We start from the raw sequence: 20,959 nt of genomic DNA on the forward strand, positions 1-20,959 counted from the left end.
CGGGCTACCGCTGCCTGATCCGCAGGAACGTCACCGAGTTCGCCGGGAAGGTGTACGTGAACTCGCTCGCCGCCCCCGTGAAGGTCGACGTCACCGGGGTGACCGGGCTGTCCGTCTCGGTGTTGACCGCGTCCTGGCCGGCGGCCAGCGTGGTGACACGGGCCCGGGGCGCGACCCTGGCGTCGCCGAGGTCGACGGCGGTGCGGGCCGCCGTGTCCTGGGCGTTGACGACCTTGACGATCAGCTCGCCGGTGCGGTCGTCGCGGGTGACGATCTGGCGGAACGGCTCGGCCGGCTTGTCGTCGGTGAAGCTGCCCCACTCCTCGCCGTCGAGGTAGAGGGTGACCTGGCGGCCCCGGACCTTGATGTCGATGTCGTAGGCCCGGCCCGTCTCGATCGACCCGGCCTTCGACAGGAGCGTCGACTTGCCGCCTTCGGAGGCCTGCTCCACGGCGGACCGGGTGTTGTTCCAGCCGCCCAGGTTCCACCAGTAGTAGGTGCCGGTGTCCTTGACGCCGAAGGCCACGAGGAAGCCCTCCTTGCCCGACTTCTTCGTGGCCCTCACGTGCAGGTCGTAGTCGTGCCAGGCCGGATCACCCGCCGTGACCAGGGTGTTCTCGGCCGCCGCGTCCGTCTGGACGTACTGGCCGTCCTGGACGGTCCAGCTGCCGGCGCCCGAGTGGGTCCACCGCGAGGCGTCACCGGAGAAGTCGTCGGACAGGAGCGTCTCGCCGCCGGCGGAGGTCACCTTCACGTCGTCGTACGCGGCGCTGGTCGCCCAGGTCGACAGTCCGACGGCGCCGGTGACGGGGCCGCTGACGGCGGGGGTGCCGGTCGCCTTCGAGGGCACGACGCGGTCGCCGGTGTTGTTCATGAACAGCTTCTGGACCTCGTAGTTGGCCGAGCCCCAGGACGCGTGGTTGTTGAACCAGATCAGGTCCGGGCTCCACTGCACGTAGTTCTCGTTGGCGAGCAGCGGAGCGTAGGAGGCGAGCTTGACGACGTCCGCGTTGCGTTCCAGGCCGGTCATGAACGCGGCCTCGGACAGCGCGTTCCTCCAGGCGTTGCCCTGGGAGGCGTACTCGCCGAGGAAGACCTCGGGGCCGTTCCTGTCGTAGGTGTCGTAGCGGTCGTTGTTCTGCAGGAACCACTGCGGGTTGTTGTAGTAGTGCTCGTCGACCATCTCGACGCCGGCCTCGCGGTTGAGCTGCCAGGCGGTGTCGAAGATGGCTCCGGAGTCGTCGGGACCGGAGTTGGAGACGACGGTGATGTCCGGGTACTCCGCCTCGATGGCGGCGCGGAACTGCTCGAAGCGCGCGAAGAACTCGCGCGGGAGGTTCTCCTCGTTGCCGACCTCGAGGTGGGTGAGGTGGAAGGGCCTCGGGTGGCCCATCTCGGCGCGCTTCCCGCCCCACTCGCTGGTGCGGGGGCCGTTGGCGAACTCGATGAGGTCCAGGGTGTCCTCGATGTGCCGCCGCAGCAGCGCGTCGTCGTCGACGGCCCTGTTCTGGCCGCAGCCGGTGACCAGGGCGGGGACGACGGGCAGCGGCATGGCGCCGATGTCCTCGGCGAAGCGGAAGTACTCGTAGTAGCCGAGGCCGTAGCTCTGGTTGTAGCCCCAGAAGTTGGCGTTGGTGGCGCGCTCCTCGACCGGGCCGACGGTGTCCTTCCACTGGTAGGAACGGTTGCGCTGCCAGTCGGAGTCCGCGCTGTAGTCCGCCATGGACCCGGTGTTGACCAAACAGCCGCCGGGGAAGCGGAGGAAGCCCGGGTGCAGGGCCTCGATCTTCTCCGCGAGGTCCTTGCGCAGACCGTTCGGCTGATGCCGGTAGGTGTCGCGGGGGAACAGGGACACCATGTCGAGGGCGGCGGGTGCGGTGGTGGCGACGGCGAGGCGTCCCCGGTCGCTGGTGCGGGTCGCGGTGAAGGTGGCGGCGTACTTGCGCCACTCCCCCTTCGCGGCCACCTCGCGCACCTTCGCGAGCGTGCCCGCGGCGTCCTTGAGGGTGACGCTGAGCGTGCTGCCGCTCCCGGCGCGGGCCCACACCGAGAAGTCGTACCTCTCGCCCTTCTCGACGCGGATGCCGGGGTGGTAACCGGCGTTGGTGACGGTGGCGCCGGCGGCCAGGGAGAGGTAGTTGCGGTTGCGCTCGTTGAGCCGCCCGCCGTCGTTCACCACCCGGGCGGCGCCGTCGGCCGTCCAGGAGGTGAGCGGTGTGTACGAGGCGTTGTCGGCGGTGGAGTACTCGAAGGACCGGTTCTGCACGAGTTCGGCGTACAGACCGCCGTCGGCGGCCCGGTTGATGTCCTCGTAGAAGACTCCGTACATCGTGTCGTCGATCGCGGCGCCCCGGGCGGACGGGTCGACGGTGATCGTGTAGTCGGCGGCGGCCTCCGCGTGTGCCGGGGACGGCAGCAGGGCCGAGGCCGTCAGGAGGGCGGTGACGCTGAGACCGAGTCTCCAGCGGGTGCGTGACATGGATACTCCGCGGCTCTCACCAGGTAGTCGTTCGGGATATCGGACGTTGGTCAGCACTTCGAACGGCAAGATAGGGAGGGGGTCCTGGCGCGTCAATGGGTCGCGCGGCAACCAGTGGGCCGGAGCGGGAAAGCGAGTGGAAATGGGCGAGTTGTGGCCGGTGCCCGACGTGCTGGTGTATCTCGCGGGACGGTGGCGCACCGAGCGGTCGGTGCGGGATCTGGCGAACGGCCTGGAGGGCCACTTCGAGGGGAGCACGGCGTTCGACGCGCTCGACGGCGGCGGGCTGCTCGGCCGGGAGTCGGGCGCCTTCACCTGGCAGGGCGTGACCCGCCCCGCCGAGCGGACGCTGCGCTACGAACCGGGGAGCGTGCCGGGCCGCGCGGACGTGCGCTTCGCGGACGGCCGCCCCTTCCATGGTCTGGACCTGACCTCCGGGCGCCATGTCGCGGACCATCCCTGCGCCGCCGACCTGTATCGCGGCGAGTTCACCGTCCGGGGACCGGGCCGCTGGCGGACCGTGTGGCGGGTGGGCGGGCCGGCCAAGGACCTGCTGCTCACCACGGATTACCGTCGCGAGACCCCGGAGGCGTAGCGCCCTGGCCCGGAGCCCCTTCGAAGCGTAGGCTCCAGCGGCCCGCGCGGCCCGTCAGCGTGGTCGTGGACAGCGGGCGGACGTCCAGGTTCCAGTACGTCGCGGGCGGTGCCTTCAGCGCGTAGACCAGCGCGGCCCGGATCACGGAGGGCTCGGCCACGGCGACGATGCGGTCCCCGTCCTCACCGGGACGGGTGTCGAGCCAGCCGCCGACCCGGGTGATGAAACCCAGCAGCGGCTCCCCGCCGTGCGGGGCCGACCACGGATCGGCGAGCCAGGCGTCCACGGCCGCCGGCTCCCGGGCCATGGCCTCGCCGAGCGTCAGACCGCGCCACCGGCCCATGTCGCACTCCCGCAGGGCGAGTTGGATTAGCGGCGCGCAGCCGAGGGCGTCCCCGGTGGCGCGGCTGCGGGGCGTGGGTGAGCAGTAGCGCAGCTCGGCCGCCGCGAGCGGCAGGAGAACGCCCGCGGCGCGCAGCGCCTCGTCCCATCCGGCCTGGTCAAGCGGCCGGTCGTCGTCGAAGCGCTCCGCGAGCAGCGGTGAACTGCGCGCAGCCGCGAGGAACGTGACCCGAAGCGCCATGCGGTGATGGTGGAGCTCGAAGGTGTCCAGGTCAAGGGGTGTTACCTGTGGGCTACCCAGGGTGCGCCACGGCTCACCGGCCGAATGTGTACGCCGTCCACCGGTCCGGCCGGTCGAGCGCGGTGAGCCCGGGCTTCCCGTAGACCCCGTGCGCGTCGTGGGTGGCCGGCAGGACGCGGCGCGGTCCGCAGGGGGCCGCAGGTGCCCGCGCACCGCCGCGACCAGCGCCGTGCCGAGGCCCTTTGCACGCGCCGGGGGCGACGTGCCCGTCGCACAGCCGGGCGGGGGTGGCCGGGTCGGTCGTCACCCGGGCCTACGCCACCTGCTCCCCCCGCGCCACGTCGTACACCGTGAAGCCGAGCGAGCCCTCGATCGCCCGGCCCCGCTTCCCGCGGCGTGGCCCCGGGGCCCGTCACGCGTCGGTGGACGGCCAGGGGCGGACGCGTCGGTGGGCGCGGGGGCGGACGCGTCCGGCGTCGACGCGGTGCGGATCTGTGGAGACCGCGCAGGCCCTCGGGGAGTCCCGGCGTGCCGTAGCGCTCGGGAAGTCCCCGCGTGCCGCAGCCCTCGGGGAGTCCCGGCGTGCCGCAGCCCTCGGGGCGTCCCGGCGTGCCGGTCGTGCCCGGGGTGTTCGCGGGGCGGTTGGAGCGCGCCGACCGGACGTGCCGCCCCTCAGCCGCCGCACACCTCCAGGCAGGCGGTGCGCAGGCGCCGTACCCCTTCCGCGATCTCCCCGGCGTTCGCGACCGCCGCGAAGCTCAGCCGGAAGTGGGCGGCCGGGGGTTCGGCACTGAAGTACGGCCGGCCGGGGGTGATCGCGACGCCCGCGCGCAGTGCGGCCGCGGTCAGGGCGCTCTCGTCGGCACCCTCGGGCAGGCGCGGCCACAGGTGGTAGCCGCCGGACGGGATGCGGGGCAGCGACACCTCGGGCAGGTGCAGCCGCAGCGCGGACGTCATCGCGTCCCGGCGGGCCCTCAACTCTGCCGAGACCGCCCGCAGATGACGCGGCCAGGCGGGCGAGCCGACGAGTTCGAGGGCCGCCTCCTGGAGCGGCCGGGGCACGAAGAAGGTGTCGACGACCTGAATGGCCCGCAGGCGTTCGAGCACCGGCCCGCGCGCGGCCAGCGCACTCACCCGGAAGCTGGGAGAGGTCGCCTTGGTCAGCGAGCAGACGTGGACGACGACGCCGTCCGGGTCGTCGGCGGCGAGCGGAGCGGGCAGCGGACCCGCGTCCTCGTGCACGAGCCGCCGTACGAAGTCGTCCTCGACGACGAAGGCACCGGCCGCGCGGGCGATGCGCAGTACCTCGCCGCGCCGTTCGGGGGCGAGCACGGCACCGGTCGGGTTCTGGAACAGTGGCTGGCAGACGAAGACGCGGGCGCCGGTCGCGCGGAAGGCGTCGGCGAGCAGTGCCGGCCGCACCCCGTCGGCGTCCACGGGGACCGGTACCGGGCGCAGGCCGGCCGCCCGCGCGATGGCCAGCATGCCGGGATAGGTGGGGGACTCGACGAGGACGGCGGTGCCGGGCGGGGCGAGCGCGCGCAGGGCGGTGGTCAGCGCGGACTGACCGCCCGCGGTGATCAGCACCTCCGCCGCCGTGATGGCGCCGCCGATGCCGCGCGCGAACCACTCCCGCAGATCCGGCAGTCCCTCCACCGGCGGCCGGCCCCAGGCACCGGGCCGCCGCCCGGCCCGGGCCAGGGCCGCCGCCATCGCCCGCTCCGGCTGCAACGACGGGTGCAGATAGCCGCCGTTGAACTCCACGACCCCGGGCGGCGGGGCGGCCAGCGAGACCAGCACCCCGGAGGCGTCGACCGAGCGCGGTACGAGGTCGGCGGCGCCGTCGGCGCTGAGGGCGACCTCCTGCCACGAGGTGTCCCCGGTCGGTGCGGCCGAGGGGCGCGGCCGGGCGCGGAAGGCGCCGGCACCGGGCCGGGTGACCACCAGCCCCTCGGCGGCCAGGTGGGCCAGGGCGCGGGAGACCGTCACCGGGCTCACGCGGAACCGGTCGACGAGAACTCTGCTGGACGGGAGCTTTCCTCCGGGTGAGTAGCGGTCGAGCTCCCGCCGCAACACGGCCACCAGGTCAGCGACACTGCTACGCTCCTGCATGAGAGCACAGAGTAGCGCTACCGCGCCGACCGGGAAAGCAGTCGGCGCGACGGTCCCGGACACCGGCGGCAGGTCCTTCGGCACCGTTCAGGCCGCCCTCGGTGTCGTCGCCTTCTCCCTCACCTTCCCCGCCACCGCCTGGGGTCTGGAGGGCTTCGGCCCCTGGTCCCTGATCGCCGTGCGCAGTGTCCTCGCCGCCGTGGTCGCCGGGTCCTGCCTGCTGGTACTGGGGGTCGCCCCGCGCGAGCGAAGCCGGGCGTGGGGGAGCGTGGCACCGCCCGAGCGGCGGCACTGGGCGGGCCTCGCGGTGGTCGGCGCCGGGGTGGTGCTGGGCTTCCCCCTGCTGACCACGCTCGCCCTGCGGACGTCGACCACAGCGCACGCCGCCGTGGTGGTCGGCCTGCTCCCGCTGACCACCGCGCTGCTGTCCGCGCTGCGTATCGGCACCCGGCCCTCGCGCACCTTCTGGATCGCGGCCCTGGCGGGTGCGGCGGCCGTGATCGCGTTCACGGTGCAGCAGAGCGGCGGCGCGCTGACTTCGGCCGACGCCTATCTCTTCGCGGCTTTGCTGGTGTGCGCGGCCGGCTACACGGAGGGCGGCCGCCTGGCCCGGGTGATGCCCGGCTGGCAGGTCATCGGCTGGGCGCTGGTGCTGTGTCTGCCGCTGACGGTGCCGATGGCGGCGGTGGCCCTCTCGTCCGAGCCGGCGCGTCTGACGGCGCACAGCGTGACGGGGCTGCTGTGGGTGGCGGTGGGTTCGCAGTTCCTCGGCCTGGTCGTCTGGTACCGGGGCATGGCGGCCATCGGCATCCCCAGGGCCAGCCAGTTGCAGCTGGCGCAGCCGCTGCTCACACTGGTGTGGTCGGTACTTCTCCTGGGCGAGCACCTGACGGTGGCCGCTCCGCTGACGGCCGCGGCGGTACTGGTGTGCATCGCGGTCACCCAGCGGGCCCGGGGGCAGGGCTGACCGGCGCCACACGGGTGAGGAGGCCTCACGGATGCACGCAACCAAGGGCGACCAGTTGGTCCAGCACGGCCGGGTGGTCGGCGAGCACGACAAGGTGGCGGAGATCGTCGAAGTCATGGGCGAGAAGGGGACTCCCCCGTACCGGGTCCGGTTCCAGGACGGGCACGAAGCCGTGTGCTCACCCGGCCCCGACTCGGAGATCCGGCACAGGGAGATCCAGCTCTGACCCGGTGGCTGCGGCCGGGCGAGAGGGCGGTTCAGCGCGGGACGGCGGCCGGCTGCCCGTAGTGGTCGGCGGCCAGCCGCGCCATCGCGCCACCGCGGTCGTCGGCGACGTCCTTCGCGGAGAAGAAGACGTGTCCGCGGACCTCGGGGTGACGCGCGGCCAGTGAAAGGTGGCGGGACAGTTCGTCCGGGTCCTGCCAGGCCGCGGGCTGCGCCGGGTCCCCGGACTTGTACAGCGCCTCCCCCACGTACAGCTGGGTGCGGCTGCCCCTGGCCACCTCGGCCCACCAGGGCAGCAGCTTCGCGTAGTCGGCGCCGTCCAGGCCGATGTTCCAGTACAGCTGGGGCACCACGTAGTCGAGCCAGCCCTCGCGCACCCACGTGCGGGTGTCCGCGTACAGGTCGTCGTACGTCTGCACGCCCGCCCGGGTGTCCGAGCCGCGCTCGTCGGTGGCCGCGTTGCGCCACACACCGAACGGGCTGACGCCGAAGCGGGCGGCCGGCCGGACCTTCTTGACACGCTCCGCGGTCTCGCGCACCAGCCGGTCGATGTTGTCCCGCCGCCAGGCGGCCTTCGTGCCGAAGCCGGTGCCGAACGTGCGGAAGGTCCCGGCGTCGTCGAAGCTCTGGCCCGCGACCGGATAGGGGTAGAAGTAGTCGTCGAAGTGGACGCCGTCCACGGCGTACTTCGCCACCGCGTCCATCATCGCGTCCTGGACGAAGGCCCGGACCTCGGGCAGCCCGGGATCGTAGTAGAGCTTCCCGCCGTACGGCACCACCCAGCCCGGGTTCTTCCGGGCCGGGTGGGAGGGCACCAGGTGGGCCGGGTTGTCGTGGGTGGCGACGCGGTACGGGTTGAACCAGGCGTGCAGTTGCAGGCCGCGGGCGTGGGCCTCCTGCACGGCCGTGCCCAGCGGGTCCCAGCCCGGGTCCCGGCCCTGGCTGCCTGACAGGTACTGCGACCACGGCTCGTACGCCGACGGCCACAGCGCGTCGGCCGTCGGGCGCACCTGGAAGAACACCGTGTTGAGGCGGTGCCGGACCGCGTTGTCGAGGTGCTCGATCAGCTCGGCGCGCTGCTCGGCGGCGCGCAGGCCCGCGCGGCTGGGCCAGTCGCGGTTGGCCACGGTGGCCAGCCACATCCCCCGCATCGCGGCGGCGGCACTGTGCGAGGGGGACGGCTTCGCGGGGCCCGGGGCCGCGGACGCCCGGGGCGCCATCGTGAACGCCGACAACGCCGCCACCGTGAAGGCACGGCGCGAGACACCGCCCATGGGAAGACCTCCTGAACGCTGTGGATCCGCAGGGTCACGGATCGTGTACGGGGCCTCAGCATGCCCGACCCGGGGGACGGATCCGTGACCATTCGGGGGTAACGTGCTCGATCGGAGCAGACGCCGGGGATCCCGGCGTGCCTGCTGCCAGCCGTGGAGTCAGCGAAAGGGACGATGTGACCGGCATCTCGGGAGATATCGCACGCGTCGGCGTGGTGGGCTGCGGTCAGATGGGGGCGGGCATCGCCGAGGTGTGCGCCCGCTCCGGTCTGGGGGTGATGGTCGCCGAGACCACCGGTGAGGCTCTGGAGATCGGCCGCACCCGGCTGTACAACTCGCTGGCCAAGGCAGCCGAGCGCGGCAAGATCACCGAGGAGGAGCGGGAGGCGACGCAGGCGCGCCTCAGCTTCACCACCGACCTGGGCGAGTTCGCCGACCGTGACCTGGTGATCGAGGCCGTCGTCGAGAACGAGCAGGTCAAGACCGAGATCTTCCAGGTGCTCGACCAGGTCGTGACCCGGCCGGACGCGATCCTGGCCTCCAACACCTCCTCGATCCCGCTGGTGAAGCTGGCGGTCGCCACCTCGCGGCCCGACCACGTCATCGGCATCCACTTCTTCAACCCCGCCCCGGTGCAGCAGCTCGTCGAGCTGATCCCGGCGCTCACCACCTCCGAGGGCACGCTCAGCCGCGCCCAGTTGTTCACGGAGAAGGTGCTGGGCAAGCACGCGATCCGCGCCCAGGACCGCTCCGGCTTCGTGGTCAACGCGCTGCTGATCCCCTATCTGCTCTCCGCGATCCGGATGTTCGAGTCGGGCATCGCCAGCCGCGAGGACATCGACAACGGCATGGAGATGGGCTGCGCCCACCCGATGGGCCCGCTGAAGCTGGCCGACCTGATCGGCCTGGACACGGTCGCCTCGGTGGCGTACTCGATGTACGAGGAGTACAAGGAACCGCTGTACGCCGCTCCCCCGCTGCTCCAGCGCATGGTCGACGCGGGCCGCCTCGGCCGCAAGAGCAGCTCGGGCTTCTACTCCTACGGCTGACCCGCGCCGTCGCCACTCCCCCGCCGGCGGGGCCGCCACCCGGGTCACGGGCGGCGGCCTCGTCGGCGTCTCCGGCGGCGTCTCCGTCAGGCGCTAGGCCGCGGGCCTGCCGCCCGGGCCGTGCGCGGTGTCCTGCCCGAGCCTGAGGTGGTGCAGCAGCAGTAACGCGGCCGCCATGTTGGCGGCCGGGACCTCGCCGCGGGCGACCAGGTCGGGGACGAGCTTGAGGGGGACCCATGCGCGGCGGTCCGACTCGAAGTCGTCCACGGGGTGTCCGACGTAGGCGCCCTCGTCGGACCAGTAGACGTGGTGCCGGGCGTCGGTGAGGCCGTTGGACGGCTCCACGCTCATCAGGTGGTGCAGCGGTCCGGGCCGCCAGCCGGTCTCCTCCTCCAGTTCCCTGGCCGCCGCCGCCGCGACGTCCTCACCGTCCTCGACGACGCCGGCCGCCAGTTCCCAGCCCCAGCTGTCGGTGATGAAGCGGTGCCGCCACAGCAGGAGGACCTCGTTGGCCCCGTTCACCACCGTGGCCACGGCCACGGGGCGCATCCGTATCAGGAAGTGGTCGAGATGCCGACCGTCCGGGAGCTCGACATCGGCGAGATTGACGCTGAACCAGCGATTTGAGTACACATTTTGTTCGCTCTGTTTCGCCCACTGCACGGTTCTGCCACCTTTCTTCGAGTAGGTGGCAATATCGCAGCAGCGGTGTTCCGGTAGCAGGCGTACGGCGGCCGCTCACGGCGCAGGGGTGGCGCAAGGGTCCGCGGGGACCGGCCGCCTACAGCGGTACGCGCAGTGCGCCGTCGATGAGTTCGGCGGCCTCGGCCGTGCCCGCGCACCCACTGCCCACCAGGTGCTCGCGTACCTCGCGCAGTCTGTCGCGCAGGCGTCGGGACTCCATCCCCCGGGCCTGCTCGGCCATCCGCACGGCGGTGGCCACCGCCTTGTCGGCGTGGCCCTGGCGCAGTTCGATCGTGCTGAGCATGGCGAGCCGGTGCACGCGCCCCCGGTCGTGCGCGGGGTTGTCCACGGCGGCCGCCGCGTGCTCCCCGGCCGCCGCGAGCTCACCGAGGCTCAGCAGGGCCTCGGCCACCTGGACGTTGACCAGGCCGGGCTGGACGTAGCCGGTCTCGTCGGGCTCGTACCCGCGCCGGATGCGCTCGGCCGCCTGCTCGGCCCGGCGGATGCAGGACAGCGCGCTGCTGCCGTCGCCCAGATGCGCGTACGCCTTCGCCTGCATCGCGTACAGGTCGGAGGCGAGCGCCGGGGTGATGTGCCGGCCGGCGGCACGCAGCGCGGCCTCGGCGAAGGCGACGGCCTGCCGGTACTCCCGCATGAACAGCGCCTGGTTGACCAGCAGCGCGATGACATAGGCGCCGAGCCCCCGGTCGCCGCTGGCCTTGGCGAGCCGGAGCGCCTGGTGGAAGTAGCGCTGCGCGAGGCCGTGCGCGTCGGAGTCGTACGCGCAGATGCCGGCGACCGCCAGCAGGCCCCCGGTGGCCCGGTGCAGCTGCCGTCCGGTCGCGTCGGTGTAGCCGCCGCGCAGCAGGGGGGCGGCCTCGGAGTTGAGGAAGCCGACTATGCGGGCGCGGGTCGCGATGCCACCGGCCTTGCGGTACATCTGCTCGTAGTGCGTGCGGGCGCAGCGCACCATCTCCAGGTCGGCCGGGGTGACCCGGTGCCGCCCGCCGCGGGAGACGTCCGTGTCCTCGGGCGGGTTCTCCCACTCCCACACCGGCATCACGGCGGGCGTGCCGGTGAGGGCCGGGGCGCCGAGGACGTGCGGACGCTGCTGCTGGTCGGAGCGCCACAGGGCGGTCGCGCGCTCCACGAATCCGGACAGTGAACCCGTGTGCGGCGCGGCGGGTTCGCCGGGCACGCCGAGGCCGATGTCGTCGAGCGTGACCGGGCGGTGCAGCCGGGACGCGAGGACCTCGCAGATCAGGTCGGGCACCTGACCGCGCGGCCGCTGCCCCTTCAACCACCGTGCCACGGCGGTGTGTTCGTAACGCAGCGCCAGCCCGCGTGTCCGCCCCGCCTGGTTGACGTGCGCGGCCAGTCCCGCGTGCGAGATCCCGGCCTCGTCGAGGATCGCGTCGAGCAGGGTGTTGGGCTGCATGGGTGCCCCCCGGTGACTCCGTGCCGACAGCCTAGTGCGTCGGCCTTCACACGGGGTGTGAACGGAGTACGCGCATCCGCAGCGTGTGCGCGCTGTCGCGGAGAGTCCCGGACCGCTTGACTGAAGGGCCTCGAAAGAGGCCGGCCGGGCCGCCGGCTCCCCCCTCGTACAGTGCGGCGGCCCGAGTTCACGCCGTCCGCCCGGCTGCCTGCCCGACACTCCGTGGCGGGGCGGACGGCTCCGCCGGCGCCGCGGTTCGGCTGCTCGCCGTTCAGGGTGGGTGCCTTCTCGGCCGCGGTGCGCCGTGGCCGGTCGCGCCCACGCGGCCCAGCCGTCACACAGCCCCGCGCCCCTCGCGGGGGCGTCGTTCCCACGCCACCCGGGGGGCGCGGGGAACCGCGCGAGCGACCACGACGTAATCGCGGGCCGCCAAGCGGCCGGCCCCCACGCCCCTCGGGCGAACCGTCAGCTCCGGAGCACTGCTCCGACCCGCTCACCCGCGAGAGCGACCGCGGCATCGCGGGCGGCCGACGCCTCGTCGACCGTCAGCGTCCGGTCGCCCGCCCGGAAGCGCAGCGCGTACGCGAGGGACTTGCGCCCCTCACCGAGCTGCTCCGCGTTGTCGTAGACGTCGAACAGCCGGATGGACTCGAGGAGTTCACCGGCGCCCTCGCGCAGCGCGGCCTCGACGTCGCCGGCCGGGACGAACGCGTCGACGACGAGCGCGACATCCTGCGTGGCGACCGGGAACGTGGAGATGCCCGGCGCCTGCGGGGTGTCGTCACCTACCCGCTCCACGGCGTCCAGGTCAAGCTCCATCGCACAGGTGCGCGCGGGCAGACCCAGCGTCTTGAGCACCCGCGGGTGCAGCTCACCCGCGTGCCCGACGACCCGGTCCTCACCGCCCACCGTGACCGTCAGCTCGGCGCAGCGCCCCGGGTGCCACGGGCCGTACTGGCCCTTGCGGACGCCCAGTGCGGCGCCGGCCTCGCGGGCGACGGTCCGGGCGGCCTCGACCGCGTCGGCCCAGTCGGCCGGACGGCCCTTGCCCCACCAGCCGGACTGCTCGCGGGCGCCGGTCAGCACGACGGCGACGTGCCGGGGCTGGTCGGGCAGCGCGGCGTCCAGCGCGGCGAGGTCGTCAGCGCCGGGTCGCCGGTCCACCGGCAGGTTCGTGGCGACGCGTTGCTCGTCGCGCGGGTGGAAGACCAGGCCCGTCTCGAAGAGGGCCAGGTCGTGCGCGCCCCTGCCGTCGTTGCGGCGCAGCGCCCCGAGCAGGCCCGGGAGCAGCGAGGTGCGCAGCGCGGGCTCCTCGTCGCTGAGCGGGTTGACCAGCTTGACGACACGGCGGGCCGGGTCGTCGGCGCCGAGACCGAGCTGGTCGAAGATCCGCTCGCCGACGAACGGGTAGTTGAGCGCCTCGACGTATCCGGCGCCGGCCAGGACCCGCCCGACACGGCGGTGCAGCCGCTGCCGTGCGGTCAGGCCGCGGCCCGCCGAGGGCCTGGGCAGCGTGGAGGGCAGGTTCTCGTAGCCCTCCAGCCGGATGACCTCTTCGGCGAGGTCGTTCGGGTCGGTGAGGTCGGGCCGCCAGGACGGCACGGTGACGATCAGCTCGTCCTGCCCGTACACGTCGCAGCCGACCTCCTGGAGGCGGCGCACGACGGTCTCGCGGCCGTAGACGACACCGGCGACCCTGTCCGGGTGGTCGGCCGGGACGCTGACGGTGTGCGGCGCGGACGGGGCGCTGATCTCCGTGACACCGGCCTCCGCGGTGCCGCCCGCGAGCAGCACGAGCAGGTCGACGGTGCGCTGCGCGGCAGCGGCGGCGGCCTGCGGGTCGACACCGCGCTCGAAGCGCCGGGAGGCTTCGGAGGAGAGCTTGTGCCGGCGGGCGGTGCGCGCGACGGACACCTGGTCGAAGTGGGCGGCCTCGATGACCACGTCGCTGGTCGACTTCCCACCGTTGCCGGCGGCGTCGTGGTCGGCGATCTCGGTGTTGGCGCCGCCCATGACACCCGCGAGCCCGATCGGACCGCGGTCGTCGGTGATGACCAGGTCCTCGGCGTGCAGCTTCCGCTCGACGCCGTCGAGGGTGACGATCTTCTCGCCCTCCGCGGCCCGGCGTACGCCGATGGTGCCCTGGACCAGGCCGCGGTCGTAGGCGTGCAGGGGCTGGCCCAGCTCCATCATCACGTAGTTGGTGACGTCGACGGCGAGCGAGATCGGGCGCATGCCGACCTTCTGGAGCCGGCGCTGGAGCCAGATCGGGGAGCGGGCCTCGGCGCTGAGGCCGGTCACCGTGCGGGCGGTGAAGCGGTCGCAGCCGGCGGGGTCGGCGATCTTCACCGGGTAGCCGTAGGCGTTCGGACCGGGCACGTCGAGCAGGGCCGGGTCGCGCAGCGGCAGGCCGTAGGCGATGGCGGCCTCGCGGGCGACGCCGCGGATGGACAGGCAGTCGCCGCGGTTGGCGGTGACGGCGATGTCCAGCACCTCGTCGACCAGTTCGAGCAGCTCGACGGCGTCCTTGCCGACCTCGGTCTCCGGCGGCAGCACGATGATGCCGTGGGTGCCGTCGTCGCCCATGCCCAGCTCGTCGCTGGAGCAGATCATGCCGTGGGAGGTCTTGCCGTAGGTCTTGCGGGCGGAGATCGAGAAGCCGCCGGGGAGGGTGGCGCCGGGGAGGACCACGACGACCTTGTCGCCGACGGCGAAGTTCCGGGCGCCGCAGACGATCTCCTGGGGCTCACCGGTGCCGTTGGCCCGGCCGACGTCGACGGTGCAGAAGCGAATGGGCTTCTTGAAGCCCTCCAGTTCCTCGATGGTCAGCACCCGGCCGACGACGAGGGGGCCCTTGAGGTCGGCGCCCAGGTGCTCGACGGTCTCGACCTCCAGACCGGCCGAAATCAGCTTGGCCTGCACGTCGCGGCCGGTCTCGGTGGCCGGCAGGTCGACGTACTCCCGCAGCCAGGAAAGCGGGACCCGCATCAGATCTCCATCCCGAACGGCCGGGTGAACCGGACGTCACCCTCGACCATGTCTCGCATGTCCTCGACGTTGTGGCGGAACATCAGCATCCGCTCGATGCCGAACCCGAAGGCGAAACCGCTGTACTTCTCCGGGTCGACGCCGCAGGCGGTGAGCACCCGCGGGTTGACCATGCCGCAGCCGCCCAGCTCGATCCAGCCCTCGCTGGAGCAGGTGCGGCAGGGCCGGTCGGGGTTGCCGACGGACGCGCCCCTGCAGACGTAGCAGAGCATGTCCATCTCGGCGGACGGCTCGGTGAAGGGGAAGAAGTTCGGCCGCAGCCGGGTCTTCATCTCCGCGCCGAACAGCGACTGGACCATGTGGTCCAGGGTGCCCTTGAGGTCCGCCATGGTCAGGCCCTCGTCGACGGCGAGCAGCTCGACCTGGTGGAAGACGGGGGTGTGCGTGGCGTCCAGCTCGTCGGTGCGGTACACGCGGCCGGGGCAGATCACGTAGACCGGCACCTCGCGGTCGAGCGCGGAGCGGATCTGCACGGGCGAGGTGTGGGTGCGCAGCACGACGCCGGACTCGGTGCCGCCGCCGGGGCCCTCCACGAAGAACGTGTCGGCCTCCCCGCGGGCCGGGTGGTCCGGGCCGATGTTGAGGGCGTCGAAGTTGAACCACTCCGCTTCGGCCTCGGGGCCCTCGGCGACCTCGTAGCCCATGGCCACGAAGACGTCCTCGATGCGCTCGGAGAGCGTGGTGAGCGGGTGGCGCGCGCCGGCCGGCACCCGGTCGTAGGGCAGCGTGACGTCCACGGCCTCCTCGACCAGGACCCGCGCGTCGCGCTCGGCCTCCAGCTCCTCCTGGCGGGCGGCCAGCGCCTTGTTCACGGCGCCGCGGGCCATGCCGACGCGCTTGCCGGCCTCGGCCTTTGCCTGCGGAGGCAGGGCGCCGATCTCGCGGTTGGCGAGCGCCAGCGGAGAGGCGCCGCCGGTGTGGGCGACCTTGGCCTCCTGGAGCGCGTCGAGGGAGTCCGCGGCGGCGAAGGCGGCGAGCGCCTCGTCCCGCATGCGCTCGATCTCTTCCGGTTTCAACGCCTCGACCTCGACCGGGTCGTACGACTTATTCGGTGCCGACATCTCTTCCCGTGCTTCCGATTGGCTGGCTGGAACGCCCCGTCTACGGTCCCAGGACGTCTCGTCCTGGGATCTTGGACGCAAAGGTGCCAAAGACCGAGTCTAACGGGGCTGTGGAACGCGGATCACGCCCGCGGGGTCGTCGGCCGCCTCAGGTGAGGTACGCCGGTGCCGCCACGGGCAGCGTGAATCGGAACTCGGCGCCGCCGCCGGGGGCGCGGCCGACCGTGATGGTGCCGCCGTGGGCCTCCACGATGCCCTTGACGATGTACAGCCCCAGGCCGGTGCCACCGCGCTTGCTGCCCCGCCAGAAGCGGGTGAAGACGCGGTTCATGGACTCCTCCGGGATGCCCGCCCCCTCGTCGCTCACCGTGACCGACGTGCCGGTGTCCTCCCCTTCGCGGGGGGACGCCGCGGGCGTGACGTCAATGGTGACGGTTCCCTCGCCGTGCCGCACGGCGTTTTCCAGCAGGTTGCTGAGCACCTGGTCGATCTTGTCGGGGTCGGCCCACAGGTCGGGCAGCGGCTGGGCGAGGCGGAGCAGGAAGCGGTCGGCCTCCTGCCCGGCGGCGACGTACGCCTGGATGTGGCGGCCGACGGCGGCTCCGATGTCGACGGGCTGGCGGCGCACCTCCAGCCGCCCTGAGTCGATCCGTGAGATGTCCAGCAGCTCGGCGATGAGGCGGGTGACCCGGTCGGCGTCGGCGTCGACGGTCTCCAGCATCAGCCGCTTCTGGTCGTCGGTGAACCTCTCCCACTTGGCCAGCAGCGTGGCCGTGAAGCCCTTGACGGAGGTCAGCGGGGAGCGCAGTTCGTGGGCGACGGTGGCGATCAGCTCGGCGTGGCTGCGCTCGGTGCGGCGGCGGGCCTCGGTGTCGCGCAGGGTGACGACGACGCGGTGGACGGGGCCGAGGCGTTCGGTGCGGACGTATCGGGCGGCGGCGAGGACCTCCCGGCCGCCGGGGAGCAGGAGGTTGCGCTCGGGCTGGCGGACGCGGATGGCGAGGCCGCCGTAGGGGTCGGTGAGCTGCCACCAGCGCCGGCCCTCCAGGTCCTCCAGGGGCAGAGCCGTGTCCAAGTGCTGTCCGAGGGCCTGGGTGGCGGGGGTGGAACTGATGCGGGCGGCGGCCGCGTTGAAGCAGATCACGCGGCCGTGCTCGTCCGCGACGACCAGGCCGTCGGGCAACTGGTCCGGGTCGATGCCGAGGCCGGCGAGATCGCCGGGCGGGCGGGGCGCGGGCGGCCGCGGCGCCCCCCGTGCACCCGGTGCGCTGCTCGTGCCGACGCTCATCCCCGTACCCCACCTCTCAGCCGCGCGGGGGCCCTGAGCTGGTCACCCTACTAGCTCTCGGTGACGGAGCGGCACCCTCCGGCGGCGCGCTGTGCACGCGCCGACGCGTAGAGACATACGGCGGCGGCGGTCGCCAGGTTCAGGCTCTCGGCCTTCCCGTGGATCGGGACGCGCAGGACGGCGTCGGCGAGGGCGCGGGTCTCCTCCGGGAGCCCCCAGGCCTCGTTGCCGAAGACCCAGGCGGTGGGGCCGCCCATGGTGCCGGCGTCCAGCTCGGCGTCGAGGTCGTGCTCGCCCGCGCCGTCGGCGGCGAGGACGCGGACACCGGCGTCCCGCAGCCCGGCGGCGGCCCGCTCGACGGGCACGCCGACGGCGACCGGCAGGTGGAACAGAGAGCCGACGGAGGCGCGTACGGCCTTGGGGTTGTACAGGTCGACGGAGGCGTCGGTGAGCACGACGGCCTCGGCGCCGGCGGCGTCGGCGCAGCGCAGCACGGTGCCGGCGTTGCCGGGGTCTCGGACGTGCGCGAGGACGGCGACGAGCCTGGGGCGGGCGGCGAGGATCTCCTCGAACGGCGTGTCCAGGAACCGGCAGGTCCCGACCAGGCCCTGCGGGGTGACGGTGGTGGAGATGTCCTCGATCACCTGCTCGGCGGCGAGGTGGACCCGGGCCCCGGCGTCACGGGCGGCACCGACGATGTCGGCGTACCGCTCGGCGGCCTCGGCGGTGGCGAACAGCTCGACCAGCGTGTCCCCGTGCCCGGCGGCCTCCCGCACGGCCTGCGGTCCCTCGGCCAGGAACAGCCGCTCCTTTCCCCGGAAGTTCCGCTTCCCCAGCCGCCGGGCGGCAGCGACACGGGGAGAACGGGGAGAGATCAGCTCGGGGCCGGCGGGACGCACTCTTGGCTCACCTTCACATGGGGAACGACGCGGACGGCGACGCGCCCCCGAAAGGGCGCGGGGTACTGCGCGACGAGCCACACCGCATCCGCGGCCGGAGAACCACGGCCCCGGCGGCAACACCAGGACCCGCAGGCTCACAACCTGCGGGTCCGGTCACGTCGGCCCGAGCCGGCGCAGCGTCACGCGGCCTTCGGCGCGTTGACGTCGCTGGGCAGCGCCTTCTGCGCGACCTCGACGAGCGCGGCGAACGCGTTCGGGTCGTTGACGGCCAGCTCGGCGAGGATCTTGCGGTCGACCTCGACGTTGGCGGCCTTCAGGCCCTGGATGAAGCGGTTGTACGTGATGCCGTTGGCCCGGGCAGCGGCGTTGATGCGCTGGATCCACAGCTGGCGGAAGTCACCCTTGCGCTTCTTGCGGTCGTTGTAGTTGTAGACCAGCGAGTGGGTGACCTGTTCCTTGGCCTTGCGGTACAGGCGCGAGCGCTGACCGCGGTAGCCGGAGGCCTGCTCGAGGATCGCCCGGCGCTTCTTGTGGGCGTTGACTGCCCGCTTGACGCGTGCCACTTGTTAACTCCTTGTAGCTGGGTCACTCAGTGACCCGAGAACGGCTTGGTCCCGGTTATCAGCTGCGCCCTGCCCAGCAGGGTGGCGCGCTACTTTCCGAGGAGCTTCTTGGCCTTGGCGGCATCGCCCGGCGCCAGCTCGACGGTGCCGGCCAGGCGGCGGGTCAGCGTCGAGGACTTGTGCTCGAGGTAGTGGCGGCGGTTGGCACGCTGGCGCAGAATCTTGCCCGAACCGGTCACCCGAAACCGCTTCTTGGCGCCACTGTGCGTCTTGTTCTTCGGCATGGTGCCGTCTCTCCTCGTCGATGACACTCCGGTGCCCGGTCGTGAAACCGGGCACGGCGGAATGTCGCTGGTATCGGTTGTGTCCTGGGGACGGGGTCCCCCGGGGTCACGCCTCGGCAGTGGCCTCGGCGGGTGCCTCGACGTCGACGTCGACGTCGGCCTCGATGTCGGCGTCCTCGTCGGCCTCCGCGGCGTTCTGCGACTTGCCGGGGTTGGCCTTCGCGTCCGCCTTGCGCGCTTCCTGCGCCTGGCGGGCCTCGGCCATCGCCTCGGTCTTCTTCTTGTGCGGACCGAGGACCATGATCATGTTCCGGCCGTCCTGCTTCGGGTTCGACTCCACGAACCCGAGGTCGGCCACGTCCTCCGCGAGACGCTGCAGCAGCCGGTAGCCGAGCTCCGGCCGGGACTGCTCGCGACCACGGAACATGATCGTGATCTTGACCTTGTCGCCCTGCTTGAGGAACCGGACGACGTGACCCTTCTTGGTGTCATAGTCGTGCGGGTCGATCTTCGGCCGGAGCTTCATCTCCTTGATGACCGTGTGCGCCTGGTTCTTGCGCGCCTCACGGGCCTTCATGGCCGACTCGTACTTGAACTTCCCGTAGTCCATGAGCTTGCACACGGGCGGACGGGCGTTCGCCGCGACCTCGACGAGATCGAGGTCGTACTCCTGCGCAAGCTCCAGGGCCTTGGCAAGCGGGACAATCCCGACCTGCTCGCCGCTGGGACCGACAAGTCGCACCTCGGGAACGCGAATCCGGTCGTTGATGCGGGGCTCGGCGCTGATGGATCCTCCTCGGTAGCACCACGCGACGGTCTGGCGGACAGCCGCGTAACGTCTCTGTTCGAATAGACCTAACCGGACCGGCGCACAAAAAATGCCCCGGACGATCACAGGCGGGGCTCCTGGGAACTGCTACCGGAGCAACCGCCGCGATGGCCGCGGGGCGCGCTTTCGGGCTGGTCGCCGCCGCTGGGACGGAACCGCCTGACCGGTGACCCGCCGTCCAGAGGACGGCCAGGTGGGAGTTCGGAGCCTCCACTTGTGGGCCGGAACCGCCGCCGTGGGCGTACGTGTCCGACCGGTCGTTACACAAGGTTAGCAGCTCGGCGAGGGAAGGGCGAACCGACGCCGAGTGGGGCCCGTCCTCCCGCTGCGCCTATCGTGTGCGGCATGAGTGAGACCCCTCCTGAGACGCCCGACTTCGACGCCATGACCCGCGACATCGCCGAGGTCCCCGCGGTCGAGGTGATCGTGACGGTCGCCGTCAACCTGATGAGCGCCGCCGCCGTGAAGCTGGGCCTGACGGATGAGGGCGACGAGCACAAGGACCTGGACGAGGCACGCAAGCTGGTGCACGCGCTGGCCGGTCTGCTGGACGCGACCGCGACCGAGATCAGCTCGTTCCACGCGGCGCCGCTGCGCGACGGCCTGAAGTCGCTCCAGCTGGCCTTCCGCGAAGCCTCGCTCGTCCCGGACGAGCCGGGCCAGGGCCCGGGCGAGAAGTACACGGGCGCGGTCTACGGCTGAGTCCCGGCCGCCCCCGTCCCCGCCCGTACAGGGCCGCCCCCGCCCGTACAGGGCCGCCCCCGCCCGTACCAGGGCTGCCCCCGGGCGGGACAAGAGCTATCCGCGCACGTACAGGGGCTCGCCCGGCGGCGTCGCACCGGCCGGCAGCAGTGCCAGGTCGAGGCCGCGCACCAGGCGGGCCCTCAGTGTCTCGTCGGCGGCGAGCCTCCCCGCGACGGCGCGGGCGGCCGTCGCCGCGTCGGCCTCCGCGTCGAGCACCAGCGCCAGGGTGCCGTCGGCCCGTCCCGGCCCGAGGTGCGCCCGGAGCACGGCGGGCTCGGCGGCCAGGACGGCGCGGACGGCCTCGGCCACGGCCGGGTCCGCGAGTGGGTCGGTCGTCGTACGCCCCTCGGCCAGCGCCAGCAGCACGGCTCCGGTCAGCTCGAACGGCACCGGTCCGGCCAGGTCCAGTACGACGGTGTCCGCCTTCTCGTGCGCGGCGGCCTGCAGCGCCTGGTGCACGGGTACGGCGACGGGGCGGGCCGCGGGGTCCCAGCGGGCCAGCGACTCCGTGGACGTGAAGGCGGGCAGCGCGGTGCGGTCGCCGGCCTTCAGGGTCGGTACGGCCATGTCACTGGTCTTCTCGCGGCGCAGCCCGTCCCCCTCCTCCTCCTCCACCTCACCGAGGACGGCCACGACGGGCACCAGCAGCCGGGCGCCCCTGAGCGCCTCCAGCACCGGGGCCACCGCGGTGCGGTCCTCGGCCCAGGCGGCGAGCGCCGCGCCCAGCAGGGGATCGGCGGAGCCGTCGTCGTCGGAGAAGGCGGAGTCGGGGATCTTCTTGTTCGCCACGGTCCCCGACCCTATCGGGGTGCGTACGGCGCTCCTCACCGGCCT

At 72.7% G+C, this 20,959-nt stretch carries 19 protein-coding genes and 1 pseudogene; 5 read left to right on the forward strand and 15 right to left on the reverse strand.

Features of this window, described 5'->3' with window-relative positions; all coding sequences use genetic code 11:
- Window positions 1–4: 4 nt before the first annotated feature.
- A complete protein-coding gene (locus ACGFYH_RS07185; RefSeq protein WP_393802120.1) occupies window positions 5–2,479 on the reverse strand; it encodes an alpha-L-arabinofuranosidase C-terminal domain-containing protein in 2,475 nt (824 codons plus the stop codon).
- 142 nt (window positions 2,480–2,621) lie between these two features.
- Between ACGFYH_RS07185 and ACGFYH_RS07190 the strand changes: the two genes are divergently transcribed.
- Window positions 2,622–3,074, forward strand: coding sequence for a DUF6314 family protein (locus tag ACGFYH_RS07190; RefSeq protein WP_393802121.1), 453 nt, complete (start codon window positions 2,622–2,624; stop codon window positions 3,072–3,074).
- On the opposite strand, the gene ACGFYH_RS07195 is transcribed toward ACGFYH_RS07190, so the two are convergent.
- From ACGFYH_RS07195 to ACGFYH_RS07205, 3 genes and pseudogenes are all read right to left on the reverse strand, one after another.
- Window positions 3,037–3,657 carry a histidine phosphatase family protein gene (locus ACGFYH_RS07195; protein WP_393802122.1) on the reverse strand — a complete coding sequence of 207 codons (621 nt, stop codon included), beginning with the start codon at window positions 3,655–3,657 and terminating at the stop codon, window positions 3,037–3,039. The genes ACGFYH_RS07190 and ACGFYH_RS07195 overlap by 38 nt on opposite strands.
- Window positions 3,658–3,730: 73 nt before the next feature.
- Window positions 3,731–4,166 (reverse strand): annotated as a pseudogene (locus tag ACGFYH_RS07200) (GNAT family N-acetyltransferase).
- Window positions 4,167–4,329: 163 nt separating this feature from the next.
- Window positions 4,330–5,769 carry a PLP-dependent aminotransferase family protein gene (locus tag ACGFYH_RS07205; protein ID WP_393802123.1) on the reverse strand — a complete coding sequence of 480 codons (1,440 nt, stop codon included), beginning with the start codon at window positions 5,767–5,769 and terminating at the stop codon, window positions 4,330–4,332.
- On the opposite strand from ACGFYH_RS07205, the gene ACGFYH_RS07210 reads away from it, so the two are divergent.
- Window positions 5,768–6,736 carry a DMT family transporter gene (locus ACGFYH_RS07210; RefSeq protein WP_393802124.1) on the forward strand — a complete coding sequence of 323 codons (969 nt, stop codon included), beginning with the start codon at window positions 5,768–5,770 and terminating at the stop codon, window positions 6,734–6,736. The two genes, ACGFYH_RS07205 and ACGFYH_RS07210, sit on opposite strands and share 2 nt — an antisense overlap.
- A gap of 31 nt (window positions 6,737–6,767) precedes the next feature.
- Window positions 6,768–6,962 carry a DUF1918 domain-containing protein gene (locus ACGFYH_RS07215; RefSeq protein WP_393802125.1) on the forward strand — a complete coding sequence of 65 codons (195 nt, stop codon included), beginning with the start codon at window positions 6,768–6,770 and terminating at the stop codon, window positions 6,960–6,962.
- A 31-nt stretch (window positions 6,963–6,993) separates the two neighbouring features.
- Here ACGFYH_RS07215 and ACGFYH_RS07220 read toward each other — a convergent pair whose 3' ends face one another.
- Window positions 6,994–8,235: a glycoside hydrolase family 10 protein gene (locus ACGFYH_RS07220; RefSeq protein WP_393802126.1), complete on the reverse strand. Its 1,242-nt coding sequence runs from the start codon at window positions 8,233–8,235 to the stop codon at window positions 6,994–6,996.
- A 176-nt stretch (window positions 8,236–8,411) separates the two neighbouring features.
- Here ACGFYH_RS07220 and ACGFYH_RS07225 point away from each other — a divergent pair, with 176 nt between their 5' ends.
- Window positions 8,412–9,284: a 3-hydroxybutyryl-CoA dehydrogenase gene (locus ACGFYH_RS07225; protein ID WP_393802127.1), complete on the forward strand. Its 873-nt coding sequence runs from the start codon at window positions 8,412–8,414 to the stop codon at window positions 9,282–9,284.
- Window positions 9,285–9,377: 93 nt separating this feature from the next.
- Here the strand turns inward: ACGFYH_RS07225 and ACGFYH_RS07230 are convergent, their stop codons facing one another.
- The 9 genes from ACGFYH_RS07230 to infC form a co-directional block, all read right to left on the reverse strand.
- Window positions 9,378–9,947: an NUDIX hydrolase gene (locus tag ACGFYH_RS07230; RefSeq protein ID WP_393802128.1), complete on the reverse strand. Its 570-nt coding sequence runs from the start codon at window positions 9,945–9,947 to the stop codon at window positions 9,378–9,380.
- A gap of 118 nt (window positions 9,948–10,065) precedes the next feature.
- Window positions 10,066–11,406: a transcriptional regulator gene (locus tag ACGFYH_RS07235; protein ID WP_393802129.1), complete on the reverse strand. Its 1,341-nt coding sequence runs from the start codon at window positions 11,404–11,406 to the stop codon at window positions 10,066–10,068.
- A 465-nt stretch (window positions 11,407–11,871) separates the two neighbouring features.
- Window positions 11,872–14,394, reverse strand: coding sequence for a phenylalanine--tRNA ligase subunit beta (gene pheT / locus ACGFYH_RS07240; protein WP_393802130.1), 2,523 nt, complete (start codon window positions 14,392–14,394; stop codon window positions 11,872–11,874).
- Window positions 14,394–15,515, reverse strand: a complete 1,122-nt coding sequence (gene pheS, locus ACGFYH_RS07245) for a phenylalanine--tRNA ligase subunit alpha (protein WP_393802131.1) — start codon at window positions 15,513–15,515, stop codon at window positions 14,394–14,396. Before pheS ends, pheT begins: the two co-directional genes overlap by 1 nt.
- A gap of 148 nt (window positions 15,516–15,663) precedes the next feature.
- Entirely contained in the window at window positions 15,664–16,803 is a 1,140-nt protein-coding gene (locus tag ACGFYH_RS07250; protein ID WP_393802132.1) for an ATP-binding protein, read from the reverse strand.
- Window positions 16,804–16,853: 50 nt separating this feature from the next.
- A complete protein-coding gene (locus tag ACGFYH_RS07255) occupies window positions 16,854–17,702 on the reverse strand; it encodes a TrmH family RNA methyltransferase (protein WP_393802133.1) in 849 nt (282 codons plus the stop codon).
- 182 nt (window positions 17,703–17,884) lie between these two features.
- On the reverse strand, window positions 17,885–18,268 hold the full coding sequence (rplT, locus tag ACGFYH_RS07260; protein WP_003977226.1) for a 50S ribosomal protein L20: 384 nt from the start codon (window positions 18,266–18,268) through the stop codon (window positions 17,885–17,887).
- Window positions 18,269–18,357: 89 nt separating this feature from the next.
- The gene (rpmI, locus tag ACGFYH_RS07265; RefSeq protein ID WP_159325346.1) at window positions 18,358–18,552 is read right to left on the reverse strand and encodes a 50S ribosomal protein L35; all 195 of its coding nucleotides are present in this window, start codon (window positions 18,550–18,552) and stop codon (window positions 18,358–18,360) included.
- Between the two features lie 106 nt (window positions 18,553–18,658).
- Window positions 18,659–19,339: a translation initiation factor IF-3 gene (gene infC, locus ACGFYH_RS07270; protein ID WP_393802306.1), complete on the reverse strand. Its 681-nt coding sequence runs from the start codon at window positions 19,337–19,339 to the stop codon at window positions 18,659–18,661.
- Window positions 19,340–19,726: 387 nt separating this feature from the next.
- Between infC and ACGFYH_RS07275 the strand changes: the two genes are divergently transcribed.
- On the forward strand, window positions 19,727–20,083 hold the full coding sequence (locus ACGFYH_RS07275) for a DUF1844 domain-containing protein (protein ID WP_393802134.1): 357 nt from the start codon (window positions 19,727–19,729) through the stop codon (window positions 20,081–20,083).
- Between the two features lie 96 nt (window positions 20,084–20,179).
- On the opposite strand, the gene ACGFYH_RS07280 is transcribed toward ACGFYH_RS07275, so the two are convergent.
- Window positions 20,180–20,914, reverse strand: a complete 735-nt coding sequence (locus tag ACGFYH_RS07280; protein WP_393802135.1) for an SseB family protein — start codon at window positions 20,912–20,914, stop codon at window positions 20,180–20,182.
- Window positions 20,915–20,959: the final 45 nt, after the last annotated feature.

The sequence above is a fragment of the Streptomyces sp. NPDC048392 genome, assembly GCF_043200575.1.
In the GTDB taxonomy this organism is placed as follows: domain Bacteria; phylum Actinomycetota; class Actinomycetes; order Streptomycetales; family Streptomycetaceae; genus Streptomyces.